This window comes from Streptomyces sp. NPDC008139 (genome assembly GCF_042957025.1).
In the GTDB taxonomy this organism is placed as follows: Bacteria; Actinomycetota; Actinomycetes; order Streptomycetales; family Streptomycetaceae; genus Actinacidiphila.
This window is the reverse complement of record NZ_JBIBHM010000004.1, coordinates 415,114-437,249: the sequence shown is the minus strand read 5'-3', so window position 1 is coordinate 437,249 and position 22,136 is coordinate 415,114. Positions and strand designations below refer to the sequence as shown.

Genomic DNA, 22,136 nt, shown 5'->3' with positions numbered 1-22,136 from the left:
GCGTTGGCGGGGGCGATGAGGGGGCGATGGGGGAGCGGACATACCGCCGCGGACGACACCGGGTAGGCGACCGGGATACTTGCATACAAGAATACTGGCATGCAAGGATTCGGACGTGAATCCTCCCCGACCAGCACGCATCCAGGAGCAGGCACCCCTCGGCCCCGCCGGAGGGCTGTCGCCGATCACCCGGGACCGCACGCGGAACCGCGCCTCCGACCACGTCTACGACGAGTTGGTCTCCGCGATCCGCAAACTGCGGCTCGCCCCCGGCTCCTCCCTGTCGGAGACGGACATCGCGGAACGGCTGCACGTCAGCCGTACGCCGGTCCGGGAGGCCATCGCCCGGCTCGCCGACACCGGCCTCGTCCACGTCGTGCCGCAGGTCGGCACGCAGGTCGGGCTGATCCGGCTACGCGACGTCGAGGAAGCGCGTTTCGTCCGCGAGAGTCTGGAGGTCTCGGCCTTCGAGGCGGCCTGCGGCAATCCGGCGCTGGACGTCGGCATCCTCCGCGACCTGCTCGAACAGCAGGAGCACGCCTATCGCACCGCCGACTACGACACGTTCTTCCAGGCCGACGAGGCCCTGCACAGCGCGATCTTCACCCTCAGCGGCCACCCCGGCGCCTGGCAGGTCGTCCAGCGGATGAAGCTGCAACTCGACAGAGTGCGCCGGCTCGCCCAACCCGACACCGCCACGATGCGTGACCTGATCGACGAACACCGACTGATCGTCGACGCGTTGGAGTCCCGCGACATCGCGGGCGGGCGCGCCCTGATCAGCCGTCACGCCAGACGCGCGCTCGAACGCGTGCCAGGGCTGCGCGCGCAGTATCCGCACTACTTCACGGCATGACCGCGCGCGGCGGCGTACGACCGGGGGCGGGGACGTACGACCGCGCGGGGCAGCGTCGTATGACCGCCCAATAACGTGCACGACCGCGCATGACAGCCAGGTGCACCGAATCACCGCGACGAAAGGACAACCCCACGTGAACAGGTTCGCCGGACGGACGGTTCTCGTCACAGGCGCCGGTTCCGGCATCGGCCGCGAGATGACGCGCCAGTTCGTGGCGGAGGGGGCGGCCGTCTACGCGGCGGACCTCGACCCCGCCGACGTACCCGACGGCGGCATCCCGCTCACCGTCGACGTCACCGACCCCGACTCGTTCGCCGCGGCCGTCTCCCGGGCGGTGTCGGAGACCGGCGCGCTGCACGTGCTCTGCAACAACGCGGGCCTGGCCTCCAGCACCGACACCCTGGCGTGCAGCGTCGAGGAGTGGGACGCGACCTTCGCGGTCAACACCCGCGGGGTGTTCCTCGGCACCAAACTCGCCCTGCCGCACATGCTCGCCCAGGGCGACGGCGCCATCGTCAACACCGCCTCCGCCGCCGGACTCGTCGGGCTGAAGGACCGCGCCGCGTACTGCGCCAGCAAAGGCGCCGTGATCGCCTACAGCCGCCAGGTCGCCGTGCAGTACGCGGGCACCGGCGTGCGCTGCAACTCCGTCTGCCCCGGCACCGTCGACTCCCCGTGGGTGGGCCGCCTGCTCGCCGCGGCCGACGACCCCGAGCAGGCCCGCGCCCAACTCGTCGCCCGGCAGCCGATGGGCCGCCTCGGCACCCCGGCCGAGGTCGCCGCCGCCGCCCTCTACCTCGCCTCCGACGCCGCCGCGTTCATCACCGGCACCGAGCTGGTCATCGACGGCGGGCTGCTCGCCGGCTGACCATCCCTACCACCGAACGGATCACCGTGAAGCTCATGCGTGTCGGCCCACCCGGGGCCGAACGGCCCGTCGCCCTGCTTCCCGACGGCCGCCACCTCGACCTGTCCGCGCTCACCGACGACATCGACGGCGCCTTCCTCGCGGGCGACGGCCCGGACCGGCTGCGCGACGCGATCGAGGCGGGCGGCCTGCCGGCCGTCGACGTCACCGGGCAGCGCGTCGGCCCGCCTGTCGCCCGCCCCGGCGTCGTGCTCTGCGTCGGCATGAACTACGCGGCGCACGCGGCGGAATCGGGCGCCGCACCGCCCCGGGCGCCGGTCGTCTTCTACAAGTCACCGCACTGCGTCGTGGGACCGGACGACGAGGTCCTGCTGCCGCGCGGCTCGGCCAAGACGGACTGGGAGGTCGAGCTCGCGATCGTCATCGGACGCCGGGCCCGCTACCTCGACTCGCCCGCCGACGCCCTGGCCCACGTGGCGGGTTACACGATCTCCAACGACGTGTCCGAGCGGGCCCTGCAACTGGAGACCAGCGGCGGCCAGTGGTCGAAGGGCAAGAGCTGCGAGACGTTCAACCCGCTGGGTCCCTGGCTGGTCACACCGGACGAGATCGCGTCCCCACAGGCGCTCGGCCTGCGCTCCTGGGTCAACGGCGAACCCCGCCAGGCGTCCGGCACCAAGGACATGATCTTCGACGTCGCCACGCTGATCCACGACCTGAGCCAGTTCACCGTCCTCGAACCGGGCGACGTCATCAACACCGGCACGCCCGAAGGCGTCGCGCTGTCGGGCCGCTTCCCCTACCTCAAGGAGGGCGACACCATGGAGTTGGAGATCGACGGGCTGGGCCGCCAGCGGCAGCGGGTCGGCCAGGCATGACCATACGACTCTCGCTCGGACACATCGACACCTACGACGCGCGGGTGGCGACCTTCGCGCGCCAACTCGGTCTCACCGGCGTCCAGCTCCACACCCCCGACCTGCTGCCCGGCGAGGACGGCTTCTGGAGCGAGTCCGAACTGCGGGCCCTCAAGGACCGTTGCGAAGCCGACGGCCTCGCGATCGACGGCCTGGAGAACGTGCCGCTCGCGCACTTCTGGAAAATCCAGCGCGGACTGCCGGGCCGCGACGAACAGATCGAGAACTACCTCAGAACCATCCGCAACCTCGCCGCCGTGGGCATCGACCTGCTCGGCTACAACTTCCTCGCCACGTACGTCTGGCGCACGGACATGGCGGCGGCGGGCCGCGGCGGCGCCAAGGTCAGCGCCTTCGACCTGGCGGACGTCTCCCGCGGCAACGCGCTCGCCGGATACCGGCTCACCCCCGACCACCCCGTGGACGAGCCGGCCACGGCCGACCGGATGTGGGCCAACCACCAGTACTTCCTCGACGCCGTCCTGCCCGTCGCCGAGGAGGTCGGCGTACGGCTGGCCCTGCACCCCGACGACCCGCCCGTCGACGTGCCGTTGGGCGGCATCGCCCGGATCTTCACCTCGCCCGCCGCCATCGGACGGGCCCGCGACCAGGCGGGCGGCAGCCCGTCCTGGGGCCTGAACCTCTGCCTGGGCACGGTGTCGGAGATGGCGGGCGAGGAGAGCGTCAACGAGGTCATCGACCTGCTGGGGCCGTCCATCTTCTACGTCCACTTCCGGGACGTCCGCGGCACCGTGCCTCGCTTCAGCGAGTGCTTCCTCGGCGAGGGCAACTTCAACCCGGCGCGGGTCATCCGCCGTCTTGAGGACTCCGGATTCGACGGGTTCCTCATCGACGACCACGTCCCGGCGATGATCGGCGACCTCGACACCTGGGGCGACATCTCCTCCGAGGCGTACTGCAGCCGCGGCCGGGCCCACGCGATCGGCTACCTGCAAGGCGTCCTGAACGGCCTCGGGCTCGACCAGCCGGAGGCCCGCCCGCGGGCCGGCCGCTCGGCGACGGTCGGCCGGCAGCCTCAGGCCAGCCAGTAGTACGGCAGGCGCAGGAGGCCGGCGACGCGTGCGGCGACCTCCGCGCGTGCGGCGGGACGCCCTCGTCGGCGATGCCGCGTATCAGGTGCAGATGGAGCGACTGGAGGGTGGCGAAGGTGTTGAACGCCCAGACCGAGACCGCGCCGGGTTCGCCGCCCTCCAGCGCCTTGTGAACGACGGCCAGCCAGTCGGTGGCCTCGTCGGCCGTGAGTCCGGGGGCCTGGAGGATACGGGTGAGCGCGCTGGCCAGCCGCGCGTCCTCCAACTGCGCGTAGCGGTAGTCGGTCTGCTCGGCCGTCATCCTGCGGGCGCACAGCTCCGGCAGGCCGGTGCGGCGCTCCAGCAGGCCGGTGCCGCGCTCCGGCAGGGCCTTCGCGAACGCGGCGGCGATGTCGGCGCCGTGCGCCACGGCGTGCAGCCACCCCCGCGCGTCGTCCCAGCCGCGCGTGTCGCGCTCGGCCGGATACCAGGCCGAGAACCGCGCGTACCAGCGCTCCGCCGCCTCTCGCGGTACGAGCCCGGGCTCGGCGTCGCCCCGCGTCAGCACGGAGCAGATGATCAGCGGCGCGAAGGCGCTGGCCTGAACTTCCGGGTGGGCGAGACGGCCGGCCGCGTCGTCCCCGAGTGTTTCGAGGACGGTGTCGAGACGCCCCTCCCTGATCCAGCGGGCAGCGCCGGTATAGGCGTGGTCGTCGCGCGTCCCGGGGTCCGGGGTCCGGGGACGTCAGCATGGCGGACAGCTCGGCGGCGAGCCACGGCGCGGGGACGCTCTCGGGGAAGGGGAATCCGTCGGCCGCGACCGACGTCCAGTCGACACGATCGGCGTTCATGGCAGCAGGCTATTCCTCGCTCATCGCCACCAGTTTGGTGACCGTGTTCCAGTTGCGGGTGGACGCCGTCAGGCCGAGGCGGCGGTCGGAGAACTGGGCGGCCAGCTTGGAGTTGTGCACGCCGCCGGGGAAGTGGCCGTAGATCTCGCTCCGTCCGGGACGGAATTCGTCCGGCGCGTACGCCGCCGCGTCGATCGCGGCCAGCTTGTCGAGGGGGACGGGGCCCGACAGGAACGTCACCATGAAGCGCGACGGATTCACCCCGTCCATCGGGAACGGGTTGGCGTCAACGACCCGCCGGAGGTCCGCGCCGGTACGGATCAGGCAGGCGACGGTCAGACCCAATTCGTCGCTGATCCGCTGCTCCAAATCCGCCGCCAGCCGCCCCGGATCGGCCTGCGCGTGGGTGAAGACGGCGTTGCCGCTCTGGAGATGGGTGCGGATGTCGGCGGCGCCGATGGAGGCCAGCAGGTCCCTGAGGGTCTGCATGGGCAGCTTGTTCTTGCCGCCGACGTTGATTCCGCGCAGCAGCGCGACGTAGCGGGTATCCGTATCTGTATCCGTGGTCGTGCTCTTACTGGTGCCGGTCTTGACCTTGGTCTTGGTCTTGGTGTTGGTCATGGTGCCGGTGGCCTTGGTCGTCACGATCGCCACGCTAGCGGCCGGCACTGACAATCGGTCGATTCCGGGGGGTGCCGGGGCAAGCGCGGCGTCGCGCGAATCATGCGCGATGTCCCTCGTTCGGAGGACGGTACGGTCGCTGGAACGGTTCGGCAGGCCGGGGCCTGGTTACGTTCGCGCATATGACCAGCATCCATGACAGGCCCGTCGTCACCGAACTGCGGCTGTCGGCCTTCAAATCGCACCGGGGCGCGTCGTTCGGGCTCGGGCCGCTCACCCTGCTCTGCGGGGGCAGCGGCACCGGCAAGTCGAGCGTGCTGGAGGCGCTGGCCGCGCTCGGTCGGCTGGCCTGCGGGGACGGGCTCGACGAGGTCTTCGAGTCCGTGGTGCGCGGTGGCGCGGCGGCGTGCGTACCGCAGGACGCGCAGCCCGACCCGCAGGGACGGCGCGGCTTCCGGATCGGCTGCACGGTCACCGGCCCGGTGGGTCCCGTGCGGCTCGACGTCGCCGTCCAGGCGGAGCCCACGCTGCGGATCGTCGGCGAGCGGCTGACCGGCGCGGGCGAGACGCTGCTGACGACGGCGCTGCGCGACCCGGAACGCCCCACCGTGCAGGCCGCCTGGCACACCGCGGGCCTGGTCGCCGTCACCCGTGCGCCGCTGCCCGACGACCGCCTCGCCACGGCCCTGTTGCCGCTGCGCGTCGCCGGACGCACCGACGGGCAGCGCCTGGTGCTGGCCGCCGCGGAACAGGTCGTGGTGGCGCTGCGCGGGGTCTTCCCGATCGCACCGCGCCCCGAGCTGATGCGCGGCCCCGTCCCGGTCGGCGACGGACGGCTGCGCGCCTCCTGCGACAATCTGTCCGCTGTCCTGGCCAGGACCGAAGGCGAATGCGGCACCCGGCACGCGGCGCTGGTCAACGCGGTGCGCGCGGTGTGCAGTCCGCCGGTGGAGGGGATCACGGCGCTGGCTGCGGGCGCCGCCGCGAGCAGGGGTGCGGGCGGGCGTACGTGCGCCGGTCCGCGTACCGGTGCCGGTACGGCGGAGGGCGCCCGCGCGGGCGGCGGGTCGGTGGCGGAAACGGCGCGGGCGGTGGACTCCGTGATCGCCGCGGTGGACCGAGGCCCGCTCGGCCTGGTCCCGGTGGACCGCCTCGGCGACGGCGAACTCCGCTTCCTCGCGCTGGCGTTGGTGCTGCTCACCGGCCCCGGAGTGCTGGACGTCGACACGAGTACGGAGCTGCTGCCCGCCAGTCAGGTGCTGACCGTGCTGGGCGACGGCCTCGACCACGGCCTGGACCGTCGTCAACTGAGCGAACTGCTGCGGCTGGCGGGCCCGGCGGCGGAACGCGGGCACATCCGGCTGCTGGGCACGGTCCAGGACGCGAGCTTCGCGGAGGGGATCGGCGGTGTCTCGGTCACCGCGCTCGGGGTCCCGAGGCCACGCCGCCGCGAGGATGCGGTAGACCAGTCGGGGTGACCGAAGAAACCGACGCACCCGATCTCGCGGCGCTCCAGCGCCGCCTCGCCTCCTTCGCCGCGGCCCGGAACTGGCAGCCGTTCCACACGCCCAAGAATCTCGCCGCCGCGCTGAGCGTCGAGGCCGCGGAGCTCCTGGAGATCTTCCAGTGGCTCACCCCGGAACAGGCGGCGGAGGTGATGGCGGACGACGGGACCGCGCACCGGGTCCGCGACGAGGTCGCGGACGTGCTGGCGTATCTGTTGCAATTCTGCGAAGTGCTCGGCATCGACGTGCTGGCCGCGCTGGCGGCGAAGATCGACCGCAACGAGCTGCGGTTCCCGCGGGCCGATCCCTCGTCCGGGTGACGAGGTTTTCCACAGGCGCCGAGTTGTCCACAGATCTCCCGAGGAGCCTTTCCGCACCCGCGAAATTCTGTCACTCTGAGTAACGGCGAAGGGATCGCCGCAGCACAGAGGGGGTGCGGGACATGGACGCAGCGCGACTGGTGGCCCAGGCGGAGCGAGTGATGAGCCGATCGCCGCAGCCGGACGACGTCATCGCGGAGGCATGGCAGGCGTTCGAGCTGACCGAGGCCGTGGGACGGCTGCTCACCGCCGATCACGAGCGGCCGGTGGTCCGCGCCGGGCCGGGACCGGTGGTGGGCGCGTCAGGCGGCGACCCGCCGCGGGCCGCACGGCTGACCGGGGTGCGCGACCCGCACGGCACGCTGCGGGCCCTGCGCACGCTGCTCGGCGAGATCGGCCTGTCCCTGGTCGCCATCACCTGCACGGCGGAGGACGAGGCGGCGTACTGGAACTGCATCGAAGCGCTGGACGCGGTGGACGAGGCCAAGGACCGCGTGCGCGCGCTGACCGTGGAGGTGGACCGTTGACGGAGATCGCCGTGATGGGGGCAGGATGGAGGAATGGATCTGCGAATCTTCACCGAGCCCCAGCAAGGTGCCGAGTACGACACCCTGCTCACCGTCGCGAAGGCGACCGAAGACCTGGAATTCGACGCCTTCTTCCGCTCCGACCATTACCTGAAGATGGGCGACGGGACCGGACTGCCGGGACCCACGGACGCGTGGATCACCCTGGCCGGACTCGCCCGCGAGACCAGCCGGATCAGGCTCGGCACCCTGATGACGGCCGGCACCTTCCGGCTCCCCGGTGTGCTGGCGATCCAGGTCGCCCAGGTGGACCGGATGTCGGGCGGACGGGTCGAGTTCGGCCTCGGCGCGGGCTGGTTCGAGGAGGAGCACACGGCGTACGGCATCCCCTTCCCGAAGGAGAAGTTCGCCCGCCTTGAGGAGCAACTGGCCATCGTCACCGGCCTGTGGGAGACCCCGGTCGGCAAGACCTTCGACTACGACGGGACGTTCTACCAGCTCAAGGACTCGCCCGCGCTGCCCAAGCCCGCGCAGGCGAAGGTCCCGGTGCTGATCGGCGGCATGGGCGCCAAGCGGACACCGGAACTGGCGGCGCGCTACGCGACCGAGTTCAACATCCCGTTCGCCTCGGTCGAGGACAGCGGCCTCCAGATCGGCCGGGTGCGCGCGGCGGCGGAGGCGGCCGGGCGCGGCCCCGGCGACCTGGTGTACTCCAACGCCCTGGTGGCCTGTGTCGGCAAGGACGACGCCGAGGTGGCCCGCCGGGCCGCCGCGATCGGGCGGGAGGTGGACGAGCTGAAGGCGAACGGGCTGGCGGGCACGCCCGCCGAGGTCGTCGACCGGATCGGGCAGTTCGCGGAACAGGGCTCCAGCCGCTTCTACCTCCAGATTCTCGACCTGTCCGACCTCGACCACCTGGAGCTGATCTCGTCCCAGGTCAGGACCCAGGTGAGCTGAGGCCGCGATGCCCACGACCCCGCCCGCACCGCTCTTCCCGGCCGCCGCCGGGAGGGCACTGGTCCTGGACGGCGGGCTGTCCAACCAACTCGCCGACCAGGGCTGCGACCTGTCGGACCCGCTCTGGTCCGCCCGGCTGCTCGCCGACGCCCCGGAGCAGATCGAGGCCGCGCACACCGCCTATGTGCGGGCGGGGGCCCGGGTACTGATCACCTCCAGCTACCAGGCCACCTACGAGGGGTTCGCCCGGCGCGGCATCGGGCGGGCCGAGGCGTCCGCGCTGCTGACCCGCAGCGTGGAGCTGGCCCGGCGGGCGGGCGCGGGCCGGACCGACGTGCGGGTGGCGGCGTCGGTTGGGCCGTACGGGGCGATGCTCGCCGACGGCAGCGAGTACCGCGGGCGGTACGGGCTGAGCGTGCGGGAGCTGGAGCGCTTCCACCGGCCGCGGATCGAGACCCTGGCGGCGGCCGGTCCCGACGTGCTGGCCCTGGAGACGGTGCCGGACACGGACGAGGCCGAGGCCATGTTGCGGGCGGCGGAGGGGACCGGCGTGCCGGTCTGGCTCTCCTACACCGTCGACGGCGACCGTACCCGGGCCGGGCAGCCCCTGGCGGACGCCTTCGCGGTGGCCGCGGGCCGCGACGAGGTGATCGCGGTGGGCGTCAACTGCTGCGCACCCGCCGACGCGGACCATGCGGTGGAGGTGGCGGCGACGGTCACCGGCAAGCCCGTCGTCGTCTACCCCAACAGCGGTGAGCGCTGGGACGCCGACCTCCGCCGCTGGGACGGCGCCGCCACCTTCTCCCCGGCCCGCGTGACCGCCTGGGAACGGTCGGGCGCCCGCCTGATCGGCGGCTGCTGCCGAGTGGGCCCGGCCCGGATCAGCGCCCTGTCGAAGGTGCTGGGCAGGCTCTAGCGCCGGGAAAATCCCCTGGTCGGGGGGCGGGCGGAAGGGAATACTCGGGGAGGTGTTCCTGACGATCTCCACCACCGGCACCGCGGCTGCCCCAGCTACTGACCTGGGGTTTCTGCTGCACAAGCACCCGGAGAAGGCGCAGACCTTCTCCACCTCCTACGGCAACGCGCACGTCTTCTATCCCGAGGCGTCGATCGAGCGGACCACGGCCGCGCTGCTGTTGGAGATCGATCCGCCCGCGCTGGCGCGCCGGGGGAAGGGCAAGGGCAAAGGCCGGGGCGGCGCGCCCGACGCCGCGCTCGCGCAGTATGTGAACGACCGGCCCTACGCGGCCTCGTCGCTGCTCGCGGTGGCGCTGCGTACCGTCTTCTCCAGTGCGTTGCGCGGCGAGTGCCGCACGATGCCGGAGCGGGCGGCGGCGCCGCTGCCGCTGCGGATCGAGGTGCCGGTGCTGCCCGCCCGCGGCGGCCCCGCGCTGGTGGCCGGGCTGTTCGAGCCGCTGGGCTGGCGGGTCGAGGCCGAGCCGGTGGCGCTGGACACGCGGTTCCCCGAGTGGGGCGACTCACGGTACGTACGGCTGGTGCTCGAAGGGGAGCTGCGGCTGGCGGACGCGCTGCGGCAGATCTATGTGCTGCTGCCGGTGCTCGACGACGCCAAGCACTACTGGGTGTCGGCGGACGAGGTGGACAAACTGCTGCGGTTCGGCGAGGGGTGGCTGGAGGAGCACCCGGAGCAGAAGCTGATCACCAGCCGCTATCTGGCGCGGCGTTGGGCGCTGACCCGGCAGGCGATGGAGCGGCTTGAGCTGGCCCGGCTGGCGGACGCCGACGACATCGAGGTCGAGGCCATCGACAACGCGGTCGAGGACACCGTCGGCCCGGACGGCGAGGAGGCGGAGGAGCGGCCGACGCCGCTGGCCGTTCAGCGGCGCGAGGCGATCCTCGGGGCGCTGCGCGACGCAGGGGCCACGCGCGTGCTCGACCTGGGCTGCGGGCAGGGCCAGTTGATGGGCGCGCTGCTGAAGGACGTGCGGTACACGGAGATCGTCGGCGTCGACGTATCGGTGCGGGCGCTCGGCAGCGCGGCGCGGCGGCTGCGCCTGGACCGGTTGAGCGAACGGCAGGCGGCGCGGGTCACGCTGTTCCAGGGCTCGTTGGCGTACACCGACGCGCGGCTCAAGGGCTACGACGCGGCCGTGCTCAGCGAGGTCGTCGAACACCTCGACCTGCCGCGGCTGCCCGCCCTGGAGTACGCGGTGTTCGGCTCCGCCCGGCCGCGGACCGTGGTCGTGACGACGCCGAACGTCGAGTACAACGTGCGGTGGGAGTCGCTGCCCGCGGGCCATGTCCGGCACGCCGACCACCGTTTCGAGTGGAGCCGCGAGGAGTTCCGCGGCTGGGCGGCGACGGTCGCCGCCCGGCACGGCTACGACGTCGCCTTCACCCCCGTCGGCCCCGACGACCCCGAGGTCGGCCCGCCCACCCAGATGGCGGTCTTCACGATCGCCGCACCCACGACCGACACCCGTCACACGACCACGAACACGAGCACGAACACGACCACGACCACCGGCAAGGAGGCGGCGGCATGACCGCACCGCGCACGCTGCCCGTCACCGACCTGTCCCTCGTCGTCCTGATCGGCGCCACCGGCTCCGGCAAGTCCACCTTCGCCGCACGGCACTTCAAGCCCACCGAGGTGATCTCCTCCGACTTCTGCCGCGGCCTGGTCAGCGATGACGAGAACGACCAGAGCGTCAGCGCCGACGCCTTCGACGTCCTGCACTACATCGCGGGCAAGCGGCTCGCGGCGGGCCGCCGCACCGTCGTGGACGCCACGAACGTGCAGGTGGAGAGCCGCAGGGAGTTGATCAAGCTGGCCCGCGAGTACGACGTGCTGCCGATCGCCGTCGTCCTCGACGTACCCGAGCAGGTCTGCGTCGCGCGCAACGCCGAGCGCCCCGACCGGGCCTCTCTGCCACGCCACGTCGTGCAGCGGCACCAGCGCGAACTGCGCCGCTCGCTGCGGGGCCTGGAGCGCGAGGGCTTCCGAAAAGTGCACGTCCTGCGCGGCACCGAGGAGATCGACTCCGCCGAGATCGTCACCGAGCGCCGTTACAACGACCTGACGCACCTCACCGGCCCGTTCGACATCATCGGCGACATCCACGGGTGCAGTTCCGAACTGGAGACGCTGCTGGCCGAGTTGGGCTACGTCGACGGCACGCACCCCGAGGGGCGCACCGCCGTCTTCGTCGGCGACCTCGTCGACCGCGGCCCGGACAGCCCCGGTGTGCTGCGCCGCGTCATGGGCATGGTCGAGGCGGGCACCGCGCTGTGCGTGCCCGGCAACCACGAGAACAAGCTCGGCCGCTACCTCAAGGGCCGCCAGGTGCAGCACACCCACGGACTGGCCGAGACCATCGAGCAGTTGGAGCGCGAGGACGCCCGCGACCCGGAGTTCCGCAAGCGGGTCGCGGCCTTCATCGACGGTCTGATCAGCCACTACGTGCTGGACGGCGGCAAGCTGGTGGTCTGCCACGCGGGTCTGCCGGAGAAGTACCACGGCCGAACCTCGGGCCGGGTCCGCTCGCACGCGCTGTACGGCGACACCACCGGCGAGACCGACGAGTTCGGCCTGCCCGTGCGCTACCCGTGGGCCGAGGACTACCGCGGGCGCGCCGCCGTGGTCTACGGCCACACCCCGGTCCCGAACACGTCCTGGATCAACAACACCATCTGCCTCGACACCGGGGCGGTCTTCGGCGGCAAGATGACCGCGCTGCGCTGGCCCGAGCGCGAGATCGTGGACGTACCGGCCGAGCGGGTCTGGTACGAGCCCGTCAAGCCGCTCGTGGTCGAGGCGCCCGGTGGCCATGACGGGCGCCCGCTCGACCTCGCCGACGTCACCGGGCGGCGGATCGTGGAGACCGGGCAGATGGGACGGCTCGCCGTCCGGGAGGAGAACGCGGCGGCGGCCCTTGAGGTGATGAGCCGCTTCGCCGTCGACCCGCGCCTGCTCGCCTACCTGCCGCCGACGATGTCGCCCTGCGCGACCTCGCGGCAGGAGGGCTGGCTGGAGCACCCGGCGGACGCCTTCGCCGACTACCGCGAGAGCGGTGTCGCCCAGGTCATCTGCGAGGAGAAGCACATGGGCTCCCGCGCGGTCGTCCTGGTCTGCCGTGACGAGTCCGCCGCGCGGGAGCGCTTCGACGCGGCCGAGGGCACGACCGGTGCGGTGCACACCCGTACCGGGCGGCCGTTCTTCGACGACGGGGCCGTCACCGAGGAGGTGCTGGCCCGGCTGCGCGCGGCCGTCACGGCGGCCGGACTGTGGGACGAGCTGTCCACGGACTGGCTGCTGCTCGACGCCGAGCTGCTGCCCTGGTCGCTGAAGGCGTCCGGCCTGCTGCGCAAGCAGTACGCCGCCGTCGGCGCCGCGGGCGGCGCGGTCTTCCCCGCCGCCCTCAGCGCGCTCGAAGCCGCGGCGGCTCGCGGCACCGACGTCGCGGACCTGCTGGGCAGACAGCGCGAACGGGCGTCGGACGCGGCGGCGTTCACCGACGCCTACCGCCGGTACTGCTGGACCACCGACGGGCTCGACGGCGTACGTCTGGCGCCGTTCCAGCTCCTCGCCGTCCAGGGCCGCAGCCTCGCCGCGCTCCCGCACGACGAGCAGTTGGCGCTCATCGACCGGCTGGTCGAGGCCGACCCCACCGGGCTGCTCAGGACCACCGGACGGCTGCTGGTCGACACCACGGACGAGGAGTCGGTCGCGGCCGGAGTGCGCTGGTGGCTCGAACTGACCGGCGCGGGCGGCGAAGGCATGGTCGTCAAGCCGCTCGCCGCGCTGGTCCGCACCGAGAAGGGGCGGCTGGTGCAGCCGGGCATCAAGTGCCGCGGCCGGGAGTATCTGCGGATCATCTACGGTCCCGAGTACACCCGTCCGGAGCACCTGGAGCGGCTGCGGTCCCGTTTCCTCGGCCACAAGCGCTCGCTCGCCCTGCGTGAGTACGCGCTCGGCCTGGAGGCGCTGGACCGGCTGGCGGCCGGCGAACCGCTCTGGCGCGTCCACGAGGCGGTCTTCGCCGTACTGGCGTTGGAGTCGGAGCCGGTCGACCCCCGGCTGTGACGCCGTGAGTTGTGCCCGTCATACGGTCGGGTCATACGGTCGGGCCGCCCACACCCCTCCGGTGGGCGGTCCGACCGGGCTCCATCCCCGTGTGCCGAACCGGTCCTACCCCAGCAGCCGCAGCGCCGTCGCCGACCGGCCGAGGCGTACGGTCTGACCCCAGGTCAGCTCCAGCGCGTCGGACTCCATGCCGTCGCCGAAGGCGACCAGACGGTCGGACTCGACGGTCAGCCGGAGCCGGTCGGCCGCGGCCAGCACGCCCGCGACCTGCGAAGTGCCGGTCGCGGGGGAGGGCCAGGCCTCGCGGACGAACCACAGCAGCCGCGGCTCCGTGGGACCCGGCAGCGCCAGGCCGCTGCCGCGTTCCTGCCACAGCGACCGCAGCCAACCCGTGGCACCCGTGCCTGTACCCACCAGAACGCCCGATGACGCCTGGGCTTCCGCGGGCGCGGCGTCGTCGTCGGGCCCGAGCCGGTAGCGGGCGGTCTGGTGTCCCGGCGGTCCGAGGTAGATCTCGTTGAGCGCCAGCAGCCGCTGTGTGTCGTCGGCGACGGCTTCCACCATGGTCAGTTCGTCGGCCCGGCCGCCGCGCGCGGCGGAGTCGAGCAGCTTGCCCGCGTCGCCCGCCCGGTGCCGTACGAGCACGCCCGGATTACGGCCGGGGTCGGTGTCGATCCCCACCACCGGCTGTCCCGCCAGGTACTTGGCGGCGTTGGCGACCAGCCCGTCCTGGCCGATCACCACGACCACGTCCTCCGGTGCGAAGAGGAAGCGGTCCAGATCGGCCCGCTCCACCCGCGCCTGCCGCCACCGCAACGGCACCGCCGCGGCCACCTCGGCGAGCGCGGCCCGCCCGCGCTGATGGCGTTCGCGCACCTCCTGGATGCTCCGGCCGCGCGAGGAGAGGAAGAACGCCGCCTGGCCGTGGGTACCGTGCCGGGCCAGCAACTCCTCGTACTCGCTGACCCGGTGCACCAGCACCGCGCGCGGGGCGAGGCTCACCGCCCCTCACCACCGGAGCCCGGGACCGCGCCGCCGCCGCTGGGGCGCCCGAGCCGTTCCACCAGGCCGGTGAGCAGGTCGGGGGTGAGCGTGAGGCTGTCGATCCGCGGCAGATTCTCCGCGGCCCGGTTGAGCGCCAGCGCGTGCAGCGTCGCCGGATCCACGTCGCCGTGCACCCGCAGCCACCCGGCCTGTGCCTCGGCGCGCGCCGTACCCGCCTCGCGCGCCGCCTCGGCCTTCGCGCGGGCGAGGCGGACGAGCCGGGCGGCCTCGGCCTCGGCGCGCACGGCGTCGGCCGCCGCGTTCTCCTCCGCCTCGCGGCGCGCGTTCGTACCGTGCTGCTCGACCAACTGCTCCTCGCGCCGGGCGAGTTCGATTCGGCTGGCCAACTCGTTCTCGGCGATGGCCCGTTCGCGCTCGACGGCGACGGCCCGCCGCTCGTACGTGGCCCGGTCCGCCTCCTGCTGGATCTGCTCGCGCGCGGGTGTCCGCAGCGCGCGCTCCACCTCGGGCTCCGGCCGGATCGCCACCACGCGCACGGCGACGACCTCGATGCCGGTGGTGGCCAGTCGCGGCTCGGCGGCGAGCCCGTCGGCGATCCGCTGCCGTACCGCCGCCACGCCGTCGACCAGCGCGGACGCCAGCGCGGTACGGGCCAGGACGTCGAGCGCGTGCTGCTGGGCGGTCTCGGTGAGCAGGGTGGCGAGCTGCTCCAGCGGGGCGCCGCGCCAGATCCCGGTGTCGGGGTCGATGGAGAAGTCCAGGCGCTCGGCGGCGGTGGCCGGGGCGCTGATCCGGTACGTCACGGTCGACTGCACGCTGACGTCCTGGAAGTCGGAGGTCCTGGCATGGAAGGACATCGCCAACTCGCGGTCGTCGACCGGCACTTCGGAGAGGGCCGCGGTCAGTGAGCGGTACCAGAAGCTGAGGCCGGGCCCGTCGTGCACGAGCGCGCCGCGCGAGTGGTGGCAGATGTGCACGGTGGGCGCTGAACGCAGATGGCGCCAGCCGAAGCGCCTGGTGATGTCGGCCATGGCGGGACCTCTTTTCGTCAGTGCGACGATATCGAGCGATCCTCTTATCGTCAAGAGGACGAGATGGGGGAGTTCGGCGTACCCGCCGGGGTGCGGGGGCGCGGGCTGACAGGGCGCGCGCGGCGCGTCCTGCCGCCGGGGCGCGTGAATCGCGGGCGCGATGGTCAGGATGGAGGCATGGGATTCCACGTCGACTCCGAGACCGGGCGGCTGCGCCGCGTCATACTGCACCGCCCCGACCTCGAACTGAAGCGCCTGACCCCCAGCAACAAGGACGCGCTGCTCTTCGACGACGTTCTGTGGGTGCGCAGGGCCCGCGCCGAGCACGACGGCTTCGCGGACGTGCTGCGCGACCGGGGCGTCGAGGTCCACCTCTTCGGCGACCTGCTGCGCGAGTCGATGCTGGTGCCCGAGGCCAAGAAGCTGGTCCTCGACCGGGTCTTCGACGCCAAGGAGTACGGCCCGTTGGCCACGCCCCATCTGCGGGAGGCGTTCGACCGGTTGGGGGTCGTGGAGCTGACCGAGGCGCTGATCGGCGGCATGACCAAGCGCGAATTCCTGGAGCGCTTCGCCGAACCCGTCTCCGTCCGCTTCCACGCCATGGACCTGGACGACTTCCTGCTCGCCCCGCTGCCGAACCACATCTTCACCCGCGACACCTCGGCCTGGGTCTACGACGGCGTCAGCATCAACGCCATGCGGTGGCCCGCCCGGCAGCGCGAGACGGTGCACTTCGAGGCGATCTACCGGCACCACCCGCTGTTCTCCGGCGGCGGCTTCCACGTCTGGTCCGAGGGGCAGGCCGACTACCCGTCCACCATCGAGGGCGGCGACGTCCTGGTCATCGGCAGCGGCGCCGTGCTGATCGGGATGAGCGAGCGCACCACCCCGCAGGCCGTGGAGATGCTGGCGCAGGGGCTGTTCGAAGCCGGCTCCGCGCAGACCATCGTGGCCCTGGACATGCCGAAGCGGCGGGCCTTCATGCACCTCGACACGGTGATGACGATGGTCGACGGCGACACGTTCACGCAGTACGCGGGGTTGGGGATGCTGCCCTCGTACACCATCGAGCCGGGCTCGGGCGCGGGTGACCTCAAGGTCACCGACCACTCGCCCGAGCACATGCACCGGGCCATCGCGGCGGCCCTCGGCCTGGACTCCATCGACGTGCTCACCGCGACGCAGGACGTGCACGCCGCCGAGCGCGAGCAGTGGGACGACGGCTGCAACGTCCTGGCCGTGGAGCCGGGCGTGGTCGTCGCCTACGAGCGCAACGCGACCACCAACACGTTTCTGCGCAAGCGCGGCGTCGAGGTGATCGAGATCCCGGGCAGCGAGCTGGGCCGGGGCCGGGGCGGCCCGCGCTGCATGAGCTGCCCGATCGAGCGGGACGCGGTCTGAACGCCCGATCGGAGCTGAGGGGCGGCCTGAACGCCTGGTCGGGGCGGGGCGGAGGCTGAGCGCCTGATCTCGGCGGGGTGCGTGCGCGGCACGGGAGGGGTCTGTATAAGAATGCCGATCTGCGTATAGACTTCCAGTCTTGTTCGTCCCGCCCCCCCGACCTAGGAGTCCCCGCATGGCCGTCGACCTCAAGGGCCGCCACTTCCTCAAGGAGCTGGACTTCACGCCCGAGGAGTTCCGCCACCTGGTGGAGCTGGCCGCGGAGCTGAAGGCGGCGCAGAAGGCGGGCACCGAGGAGCAGCGGCTGCGCGGCCGTAACATCGCGCTGGTCTTCGAGAAGACCTCCACCCGTACCCGGTGCTCCTTCGAGGTCGCCGCCGCCGACCAGGGCGCGTCCACCACCTACCTCGACCCGTCCGGCTCGCAGATCGGACACAAGGAGTCGGTCAAGGACACCGCCCGCGTGCTGGGCCGGATGTTCGACGGCATCGAGTACCGGGGCAGCGGCCAGGACGTCGTCGAGGAGCTGGCCGCCCACGCGGGCGTCCCCGTGTGGAACGGCCTCACCGACGACTGGCACCCCACCCAGATGCTCGCCGACGTCCTCACCATGACCGAGCACAGCGCGAAGCCGCTCACCGGCATCGCATATGCCTACCTCGGCGACGCCCGCTCCAACATGGGCAATTCGCTGCTGATCACGGGCGCGCTGCTGGGCATGGACGTACGTGTCGCCGCGCCCGCCAATCTGTGGCCGCGGGAGTCCGTGGTCGCCGAGGCCCGCCGCCTCGCCGAGATCTCCGGCGCCCGCGTCACCCTCACCGAGGACGTCAGCGAGGCCGTGCGCGGCGCCGACTTCGTCCACACCGACGTGTGGGTGTCGATGGGCGAGCCGAAGGAGGTCTGGGACGAGCGGATCGCGCTGCTCGCGCCGTACGCCGTCACCGCCGACGTCCTCGCCGCCACCGGCAACCCGGACGTGCGCTTCATGCACTGCCTGCCCGCGTACCACGACCTGGGCACCGCGATCGGCCGCGAGATCCACCAGCGCACCGGGCTGACCTCGCTGGAGGTCACCGACGAGGTCTTCGAATCCGACCGGTCGGTGGTCTTCGACCAGGCGGAGAACCGTATGCACACCATCAAGGCGGTCCTGGTGGCGACGCTGGCCTGAGCCCGGTGCCGCCCCGGTCCTGAGCTCACGCCCGGCCGCCCCGGCGCTCAGTGCAGGGTGAACCAGACGGCCTTGCCGGTGCCGGTCAGCCGACAGCCGGAGTCCGCGCTCAGCGCGCGGATCAGGATCAGGCCGCGGCCGTGCTCGGCCAGCTCGTCGTGGCACGGGGGGTCGGGCTGGGCGGGGATCAGGAGATTGAGGCCGACGGGGAACTCCAGGCCCTGGTCGTGGACCTCGACCTGGAAGCCGTGCGGAAGCAACTCCACGAACAGCTCGATGGCGCCCGGCGGGGTGTGCTCCACGGCGTTGGCGACGACCTCGGCGGTGAGGAGTTCCGCGGTGTCGGTGTCGGGGCCGATGTCCTGACCGAGTTCGACCAGGACGGTACGGACCATGGCGCGCGCCAGCGGGACGGCGGCGGGGGAGTGCGGCAGGTCGATCCGCCAGACCGTCGGCCGGTCGGGGAACTCGCCTGCGGTACGGGTGGGGCTGGTCATCGCTGCTCCGATCCGGACGGGGCGGGGGTTCGCTCACCTCGATGTCCTCCACCTTAGGAATCGGACAATACGGTCAGCAGAGGCGTCCGGAAGGAGGCCGTAGGGACCAAAGGCCCGTGAGCGGACGGACTTCCTGCCCGTACCCGGCGCGCGCGCCGTTCTCGTCCGCCCCGTGTTCGCGCCCCCGCCCCCTCCTTGTCTCGCCCTCCTGACGACAGTCACAAACAGGTGATAGCGTCGAGACGAGGAGGCCGCGCATGAGTCCGTATCCCAGCTCCGCGAGCCCCACCGGCCACTGGCGCCATCTGCGCGTCGACCGGGCCGAGGGCGTCGTCACCGTCACCTTCGACCGGCCCGAACGGCTCAATGCACTGACCTTCGGCGCCTACGCCGACCTCCGCGACCTGCTGGCCGAGCTGGCCAGGGAGGGCGGGACCCGCGCCCTGGTCCTCGGCGGCGCGGGCCGCGGTTTCTGCTCGGGCGGCGACGTGGACGAGATCATCGGCGCCACCCTGGCCATGGGCACCGGCGAGCTGCTGGAGTTCAACCGGATGACCGGACAGGTCGTCCGGGCGATCCGCGAGGCGCCCTTCCCGGTGATCGCCGCCGTGCACGGCATCGCCGCGGGCGCGGGCGCGGTGCTGGCCCTCGCCGCCGACTTCCGGATCGTGGAGCCCACCGCCCGCTTCGCCTTCCTGTTCACCCGCGTCGGCCTGTCGGGCGCCGACATGGGCGCCGCGTATCTGCTGCCCCGGCTCGTCGGGCTCGGCCACGCCACTCGACTGCTGATGCTCGGCGACAGCGTCGACGCGGCGGAGGCGGAGCGGATCGGCCTGGTCAGCCAGCCGGCGCCGGAGGGCGGCGCCGACGAGGCCGCCGCCGCGCTCGCCCGCAGGCTGGCGGCGGGCCCGGCGCTGGCCCACCAGCAGACCAAGGCGCTGCTCACCGCCGAGTTGGACATGCCGCTGGGCGCCGCCGTCGAAATGGACGCCGCGGCCCAGGCGTTGCTCATGACCAGCAGCGACTACGCCGAATTCCACGCCGCCTTCACCGCGAAGCGCGAGCCGAAGTGGGAAGGCCACTAGCGATGCCGGGCGGTCACCGGACCGCGGGCGCCCGCCGTCCCGAGCGCGTCGCCGTCATCGGCGGCGGCCCCGGCGGCCTCTACGCCGCCGCGCTCCTCAAGCGCCTCGACCCGGACCGCACGGTCACGGTGTGGGAACGCGGCGCGCCCGAGGACACCTTCGGCTTCGGCGTCGTCTTCTCCGACGAGACCGTGGGCGGCATCGAGAACGCCGACCCGGCCGTCCACGCCGCCATGCGTGAGGAGTTCATCCGCTGGGAAGCGATCGACATCCGGCACCGCGACCGCCTCACCCGCTCCGGCGGCCACGGTTTCGCGGCCCTCGACCGGCGCCGGCTGCTCGCGCTGCTGTACGAGCGCTGCCGCGATCTCGGCGTGGACGTCCGCGTCCGCACCCCGGCCCCCTCCGCCGCCCGACTCGCCCTCGACCACGACCTCGTGGTGGCCGCAGACGGCGCCCACAGTGCCACCCGCGCCGCGCACGCCGACGTCTTCCGCCCCCGCCTGACCACCCACGGCTGCCGTTACATCTGGCTCTCCGCCGACCTCCCGCTCGACGCCTTCCGCTTCGAGATCCTGGAGACCCCGCACGGTGTGATGCAGGCCCACGCCTACCCGTACCGGCCGGGCGCCAGCACCTTCGTCGTCGAGATGACCGAGGACGTCTGGCGGCGCGCGGGCTTCGACCGCGAGGCCGCCGAGGCCGCCCAGGGTGCTGTCGGCGCTGTCGGCGCGGAGGTCACAGCGAACGGGCCCGATACGGAAGCCGCCACCGCCGCCACCATCGCCGCCTGCGAAAAACTCTTCGCCCGCCTCCTCGACGGCCGCGCCCTGCACGCCAACCGCTCCCGCTGGCAGCCCTTCACCACCGTGGTCAACGAGCGCTGGCGGCACGGCCGTACGGTCCTGCTCGGCGACGCCGCCCACACCGCGCACTTCTCCATCGGCTCCGGCACCAAGCTCGCCATGGAGGACGCGCTGGCGCTCGCCGCTTCCCTGCGCGAACAGCCCGACACCGAAACGGCCTTGGCCGCGTACGAGAGCGAGCGGCGGCCGGTGGTGGAGAGCACGCAGCGGGCGGCGCTGGCCAGCCTGGAGTGGTTCGAACGGCTCGGCAGCTACGTGGACCAGCCGCCGACACAGTTCGCGTTCAATCTGCTGACCCGCAGCCGCCGCGTCACGCACGGCAATCTGCGGCTGCGCGACCGGGAGTTCACCGACCGCGTCGAGCGCGGCTTCGGGGCGCCGCCCGGCACACCGCCGATGTTCACCCCCTTCCGGCTGCGCGGCCTGACACTGCGCAACCGCGTCGTCGTGTCACCGATGGACATGTACGTGGCGCGGGACGGCGTGCCCGGCGACTTCCACCTCGTCCACCTGGGCGCGCGGGCGCTCGGCGGGGCCGGTCTGGTGATGACCGAGATGGTCTGCGTCAGCCCGCGCGGCCGGATCACCCCCGGCTGCACCGGCCTGTGGAACGGCCAACAGGAAGCCGCCTGGCGGCGGATCACCGACTTCGTCCACCAGCAGGGCGGCGCGGGTGCGAGCGGCGCCGGCGGAACCGGCGCTGGTGGGACCGGCACCGCCATCGGCCTCCAACTCGGCCACAGCGGCCGCAAAGGCTCCACCCGCCTCATGTGGGACGGCATCGACCAGCCGCTCCCCGACGGCAACTGGCCGCTGGTCGCCCCCTCGCCGCTGCCGTACCGCGAAGGCGTCAACCAGGTGCCGCACGCCCTGCGCGCGGACGAACTCGCGCAGATCCGCGACCAGTTCGCGGCGGCGGCCGAGCGCGGCGCCCGCGCCGGTTTCGACCTGCTCGAACTGCACTGCGCCCACGGCTATTTGCTCTCCTCCTTCCTGTCCCCGCTGACCAATCACCGCACCGACCGCTACGGCGGCGACCTCGCGGGGCGGCTCCGCTTCCCGCTCGAAGTCCTGGACGCGGTACGGGAGTCGTGGCCGTCCGGCCGGCCGCTGACGGTACGGATCTCCGCCACCGACTGGGCGCCGGGCGGCGCCACGGGAGACGACGCCGTCGCCGTCGCCCGCGCGCTGGCCGAGCACGGCGCCGACGCCGTGGACGTCTCCACCGGCCAGGTCGTCGCCGACGAGCGGCCCGCCTTCGGCCGCTCCTACCAGACGCCGTACGCCGACCGGATCCGTAACGAGACGGGCCTGCCGGTGATCGCGGTCGGCGCCATCTCCTCCTGGGACGACGTCAATTCCCTGCTGCTCGCGGGCCGCGCCGACCTCTGCGCGCTGGCCCGCCCGCACCTGTACGACCCGCATTGGACACTGCACGCCGCCGCCGACCAGTCCTACGAAGGCCCCGGCGCGCCCTGGCCCACCCCGTACCTCGCGGGCCGCCGCCCGCCGCCCACCGGCCGTACGGACGCGCCGAAACCCCGCCTGGCGCTGGACTCCTGAGCACGACGGGG

Annotated in this window: 19 protein-coding genes and 1 pseudogene; 15 read left to right on the top strand and 5 right to left on the bottom strand. The window is 72.6% G+C overall.

The genetic code is table 11. From position 1 onward, the window contains the following. The first annotated feature begins 115 nt into the window (after positions 1 to 115). From ACFZBB_RS10840 to ACFZBB_RS10825, 4 genes are all read left to right on the top strand, one after another. On the top strand, positions 116 to 856 hold the full coding sequence (locus ACFZBB_RS10840; protein ID WP_391119968.1) for an FCD domain-containing protein: 741 nt from the start codon (positions 116 to 118) through the stop codon (positions 854 to 856). Between the two features lie 136 nt (positions 857 to 992). Continuing rightward, positions 993 to 1,727, top strand: coding sequence for a glucose 1-dehydrogenase (locus ACFZBB_RS10835; protein ID WP_391119966.1), 735 nt, complete (start codon positions 993 to 995; stop codon positions 1,725 to 1,727). 26 nt (positions 1,728 to 1,753) lie between these two features. Beyond that, entirely contained in the window at positions 1,754 to 2,605 is an 852-nt protein-coding gene (locus tag ACFZBB_RS10830; protein WP_391119964.1) for a fumarylacetoacetate hydrolase family protein, read from the top strand. Next, positions 2,602 to 3,696, top strand: coding sequence for a mannonate dehydratase (locus ACFZBB_RS10825; RefSeq protein WP_355338542.1), 1,095 nt, complete (start codon positions 2,602 to 2,604; stop codon positions 3,694 to 3,696). Before ACFZBB_RS10830 ends, ACFZBB_RS10825 begins: the two co-directional genes overlap by 4 nt. A 148-nt stretch (positions 3,697 to 3,844) precedes the next feature. Here ACFZBB_RS10825 and ACFZBB_RS10820 read toward each other — a convergent pair. Continuing rightward, positions 3,845 to 4,243 (bottom strand): annotated as a pseudogene (locus ACFZBB_RS10820) (DUF2785 domain-containing protein); the annotation flags it as partial. Between the two features lie 292 nt (positions 4,244 to 4,535). Beyond that, positions 4,536 to 5,171, bottom strand: coding sequence for a DUF1697 domain-containing protein (locus ACFZBB_RS10815; protein WP_391119962.1), 636 nt, complete (start codon positions 5,169 to 5,171; stop codon positions 4,536 to 4,538). A gap of 158 nt (positions 5,172 to 5,329) precedes the next feature. Between ACFZBB_RS10815 and ACFZBB_RS10810 the strand changes: the two genes are divergently transcribed. The 7 genes from ACFZBB_RS10810 to ACFZBB_RS10780 all read left to right on the top strand — a co-directional run bounded on the left by ACFZBB_RS10810 (position 5,330) and on the right by ACFZBB_RS10780 (position 13,503). Beyond that, positions 5,330 to 6,625, top strand: coding sequence for an AAA family ATPase (locus ACFZBB_RS10810; RefSeq protein WP_391119960.1), 1,296 nt, complete (start codon positions 5,330 to 5,332; stop codon positions 6,623 to 6,625). Then, entirely contained in the window at positions 6,622 to 6,972 is a 351-nt protein-coding gene (locus ACFZBB_RS10805; protein WP_355338553.1) for a nucleotide pyrophosphohydrolase, read from the top strand. Before ACFZBB_RS10810 ends, ACFZBB_RS10805 begins: the two co-directional genes overlap by 4 nt. A gap of 122 nt (positions 6,973 to 7,094) precedes the next feature. Beyond that, positions 7,095 to 7,499 (top strand): DUF6099 family protein, encoded by a 405-nt coding sequence (locus ACFZBB_RS10800; protein WP_391119958.1) that lies wholly within the window; start codon positions 7,095 to 7,097, stop codon positions 7,497 to 7,499. 33 nt (positions 7,500 to 7,532) lie between these two features. Further along, on the top strand, positions 7,533 to 8,456 hold the full coding sequence (locus ACFZBB_RS10795; RefSeq protein ID WP_391119956.1) for a TIGR03560 family F420-dependent LLM class oxidoreductase: 924 nt from the start codon (positions 7,533 to 7,535) through the stop codon (positions 8,454 to 8,456). Between the two features lie 7 nt (positions 8,457 to 8,463). Continuing rightward, positions 8,464 to 9,372, top strand: coding sequence for a homocysteine S-methyltransferase (gene mmuM / locus ACFZBB_RS10790; protein ID WP_391119954.1), 909 nt, complete (start codon positions 8,464 to 8,466; stop codon positions 9,370 to 9,372). 52 nt (positions 9,373 to 9,424) lie between these two features. Then, positions 9,425 to 10,963: a 3' terminal RNA ribose 2'-O-methyltransferase Hen1 gene (locus ACFZBB_RS10785; protein WP_391119952.1), complete on the top strand. Its 1,539-nt coding sequence runs from the start codon at positions 9,425 to 9,427 to the stop codon at positions 10,961 to 10,963. Then, positions 10,960 to 13,503, top strand: a complete 2,544-nt coding sequence (locus ACFZBB_RS10780; RefSeq protein WP_391119950.1) for a polynucleotide kinase-phosphatase — start codon at positions 10,960 to 10,962, stop codon at positions 13,501 to 13,503. The genes ACFZBB_RS10785 and ACFZBB_RS10780 overlap by 4 nt, the downstream gene beginning before the upstream one ends. A 105-nt stretch (positions 13,504 to 13,608) precedes the next feature. Here ACFZBB_RS10780 and ACFZBB_RS10775 read toward each other — a convergent pair whose 3' ends face one another. Together ACFZBB_RS10775 and ACFZBB_RS10770 are read right to left on the bottom strand one after the other, a co-directional pair. Continuing rightward, positions 13,609 to 14,505: a hypothetical protein gene (locus ACFZBB_RS10775; protein WP_391119948.1), complete on the bottom strand. Its 897-nt coding sequence runs from the start codon at positions 14,503 to 14,505 to the stop codon at positions 13,609 to 13,611. Beyond that, entirely contained in the window at positions 14,502 to 15,539 is a 1,038-nt protein-coding gene (locus ACFZBB_RS10770; protein WP_391119946.1) for an SPFH domain-containing protein, read from the bottom strand. Before ACFZBB_RS10770 ends, ACFZBB_RS10775 begins: the two co-directional genes overlap by 4 nt. A 177-nt stretch (positions 15,540 to 15,716) precedes the next feature. Here ACFZBB_RS10770 and ACFZBB_RS10765 point away from each other — a divergent pair, with 177 nt between their 5' ends. Continuing rightward, positions 15,717 to 16,940 carry an arginine deiminase gene (locus tag ACFZBB_RS10765; protein ID WP_355338574.1) on the top strand — a complete coding sequence of 408 codons (1,224 nt, stop codon included), beginning with the start codon at positions 15,717 to 15,719 and terminating at the stop codon, positions 16,938 to 16,940. A gap of 175 nt (positions 16,941 to 17,115) precedes the next feature. Further along, positions 17,116 to 18,114, top strand: a complete 999-nt coding sequence (gene argF, locus ACFZBB_RS10760; RefSeq protein WP_391119944.1) for an ornithine carbamoyltransferase — start codon at positions 17,116 to 17,118, stop codon at positions 18,112 to 18,114. A gap of 47 nt (positions 18,115 to 18,161) precedes the next feature. On the opposite strand, the gene ACFZBB_RS10755 is transcribed toward argF, so the two are convergent. After that, positions 18,162 to 18,611 (bottom strand): ATP-binding protein, encoded by a 450-nt coding sequence (locus ACFZBB_RS10755; RefSeq protein ID WP_391119942.1) that lies wholly within the window; start codon positions 18,609 to 18,611, stop codon positions 18,162 to 18,164. 257 nt (positions 18,612 to 18,868) lie between these two features. Between ACFZBB_RS10755 and ACFZBB_RS10750 the strand changes: the two genes are divergently transcribed. Continuing rightward, positions 18,869 to 19,696 (top strand): enoyl-CoA hydratase family protein, encoded by an 828-nt coding sequence (locus tag ACFZBB_RS10750; protein WP_391119940.1) that lies wholly within the window; start codon positions 18,869 to 18,871, stop codon positions 19,694 to 19,696. A gap of 2 nt (positions 19,697 to 19,698) precedes the next feature. Next, entirely contained in the window at positions 19,699 to 22,125 is a 2,427-nt protein-coding gene (locus ACFZBB_RS10745) for a bifunctional salicylyl-CoA 5-hydroxylase/oxidoreductase (RefSeq protein ID WP_391119938.1), read from the top strand. The last annotated feature ends 11 nt before the right edge of the window (positions 22,126 to 22,136 follow it).

What these genes read in the sequence shown, in the direction of transcription:
- ACFZBB_RS10780 (WP_391119950.1), top strand. Translation starts at nt 10,960, where the DNA reads ATGACCGCACCGCGCACGCTGCCCGTCACCGACCTGTCCCTCGTCGTC.
- ACFZBB_RS10800 (WP_391119958.1), top strand. Translation starts at nt 7,095, where the DNA reads ATGGACGCAGCGCGACTGGTGGCCCAGGCGGAGCGAGTGATGAGCCGA.
- ACFZBB_RS10795 (WP_391119956.1), top strand. Translation starts at nt 7,533, where the DNA reads ATGGATCTGCGAATCTTCACCGAGCCCCAGCAAGGTGCCGAGTACGAC.
- ACFZBB_RS10755 (WP_391119942.1), bottom strand. Translation starts at nt 18,611, where the DNA reads ATGACCAGCCCCACCCGTACCGCAGGCGAGTTCCCCGACCGGCCGACG.
- ACFZBB_RS10750 (WP_391119940.1), top strand. Translation starts at nt 18,869, where the DNA reads ATGAGTCCGTATCCCAGCTCCGCGAGCCCCACCGGCCACTGGCGCCAT.
- ACFZBB_RS10765 (WP_355338574.1), top strand. Translation starts at nt 15,717, where the DNA reads ATGGGATTCCACGTCGACTCCGAGACCGGGCGGCTGCGCCGCGTCATA.
- ACFZBB_RS10745 (WP_391119938.1), top strand. Translation starts at nt 19,699, where the DNA reads ATGCCGGGCGGTCACCGGACCGCGGGCGCCCGCCGTCCCGAGCGCGTC.
- mmuM (WP_391119954.1), top strand. Translation starts at nt 8,464, where the DNA reads ATGCCCACGACCCCGCCCGCACCGCTCTTCCCGGCCGCCGCCGGGAGG.
- ACFZBB_RS10825 (WP_355338542.1), top strand. Translation starts at nt 2,602, where the DNA reads ATGACCATACGACTCTCGCTCGGACACATCGACACCTACGACGCGCGG.
- ACFZBB_RS10770 (WP_391119946.1), bottom strand. Translation starts at nt 15,539, where the DNA reads ATGGCCGACATCACCAGGCGCTTCGGCTGGCGCCATCTGCGTTCAGCG.
- ACFZBB_RS10810 (WP_391119960.1), top strand. Translation starts at nt 5,330, where the DNA reads ATGACCAGCATCCATGACAGGCCCGTCGTCACCGAACTGCGGCTGTCG.
- argF (WP_391119944.1), top strand. Translation starts at nt 17,116, where the DNA reads ATGGCCGTCGACCTCAAGGGCCGCCACTTCCTCAAGGAGCTGGACTTC.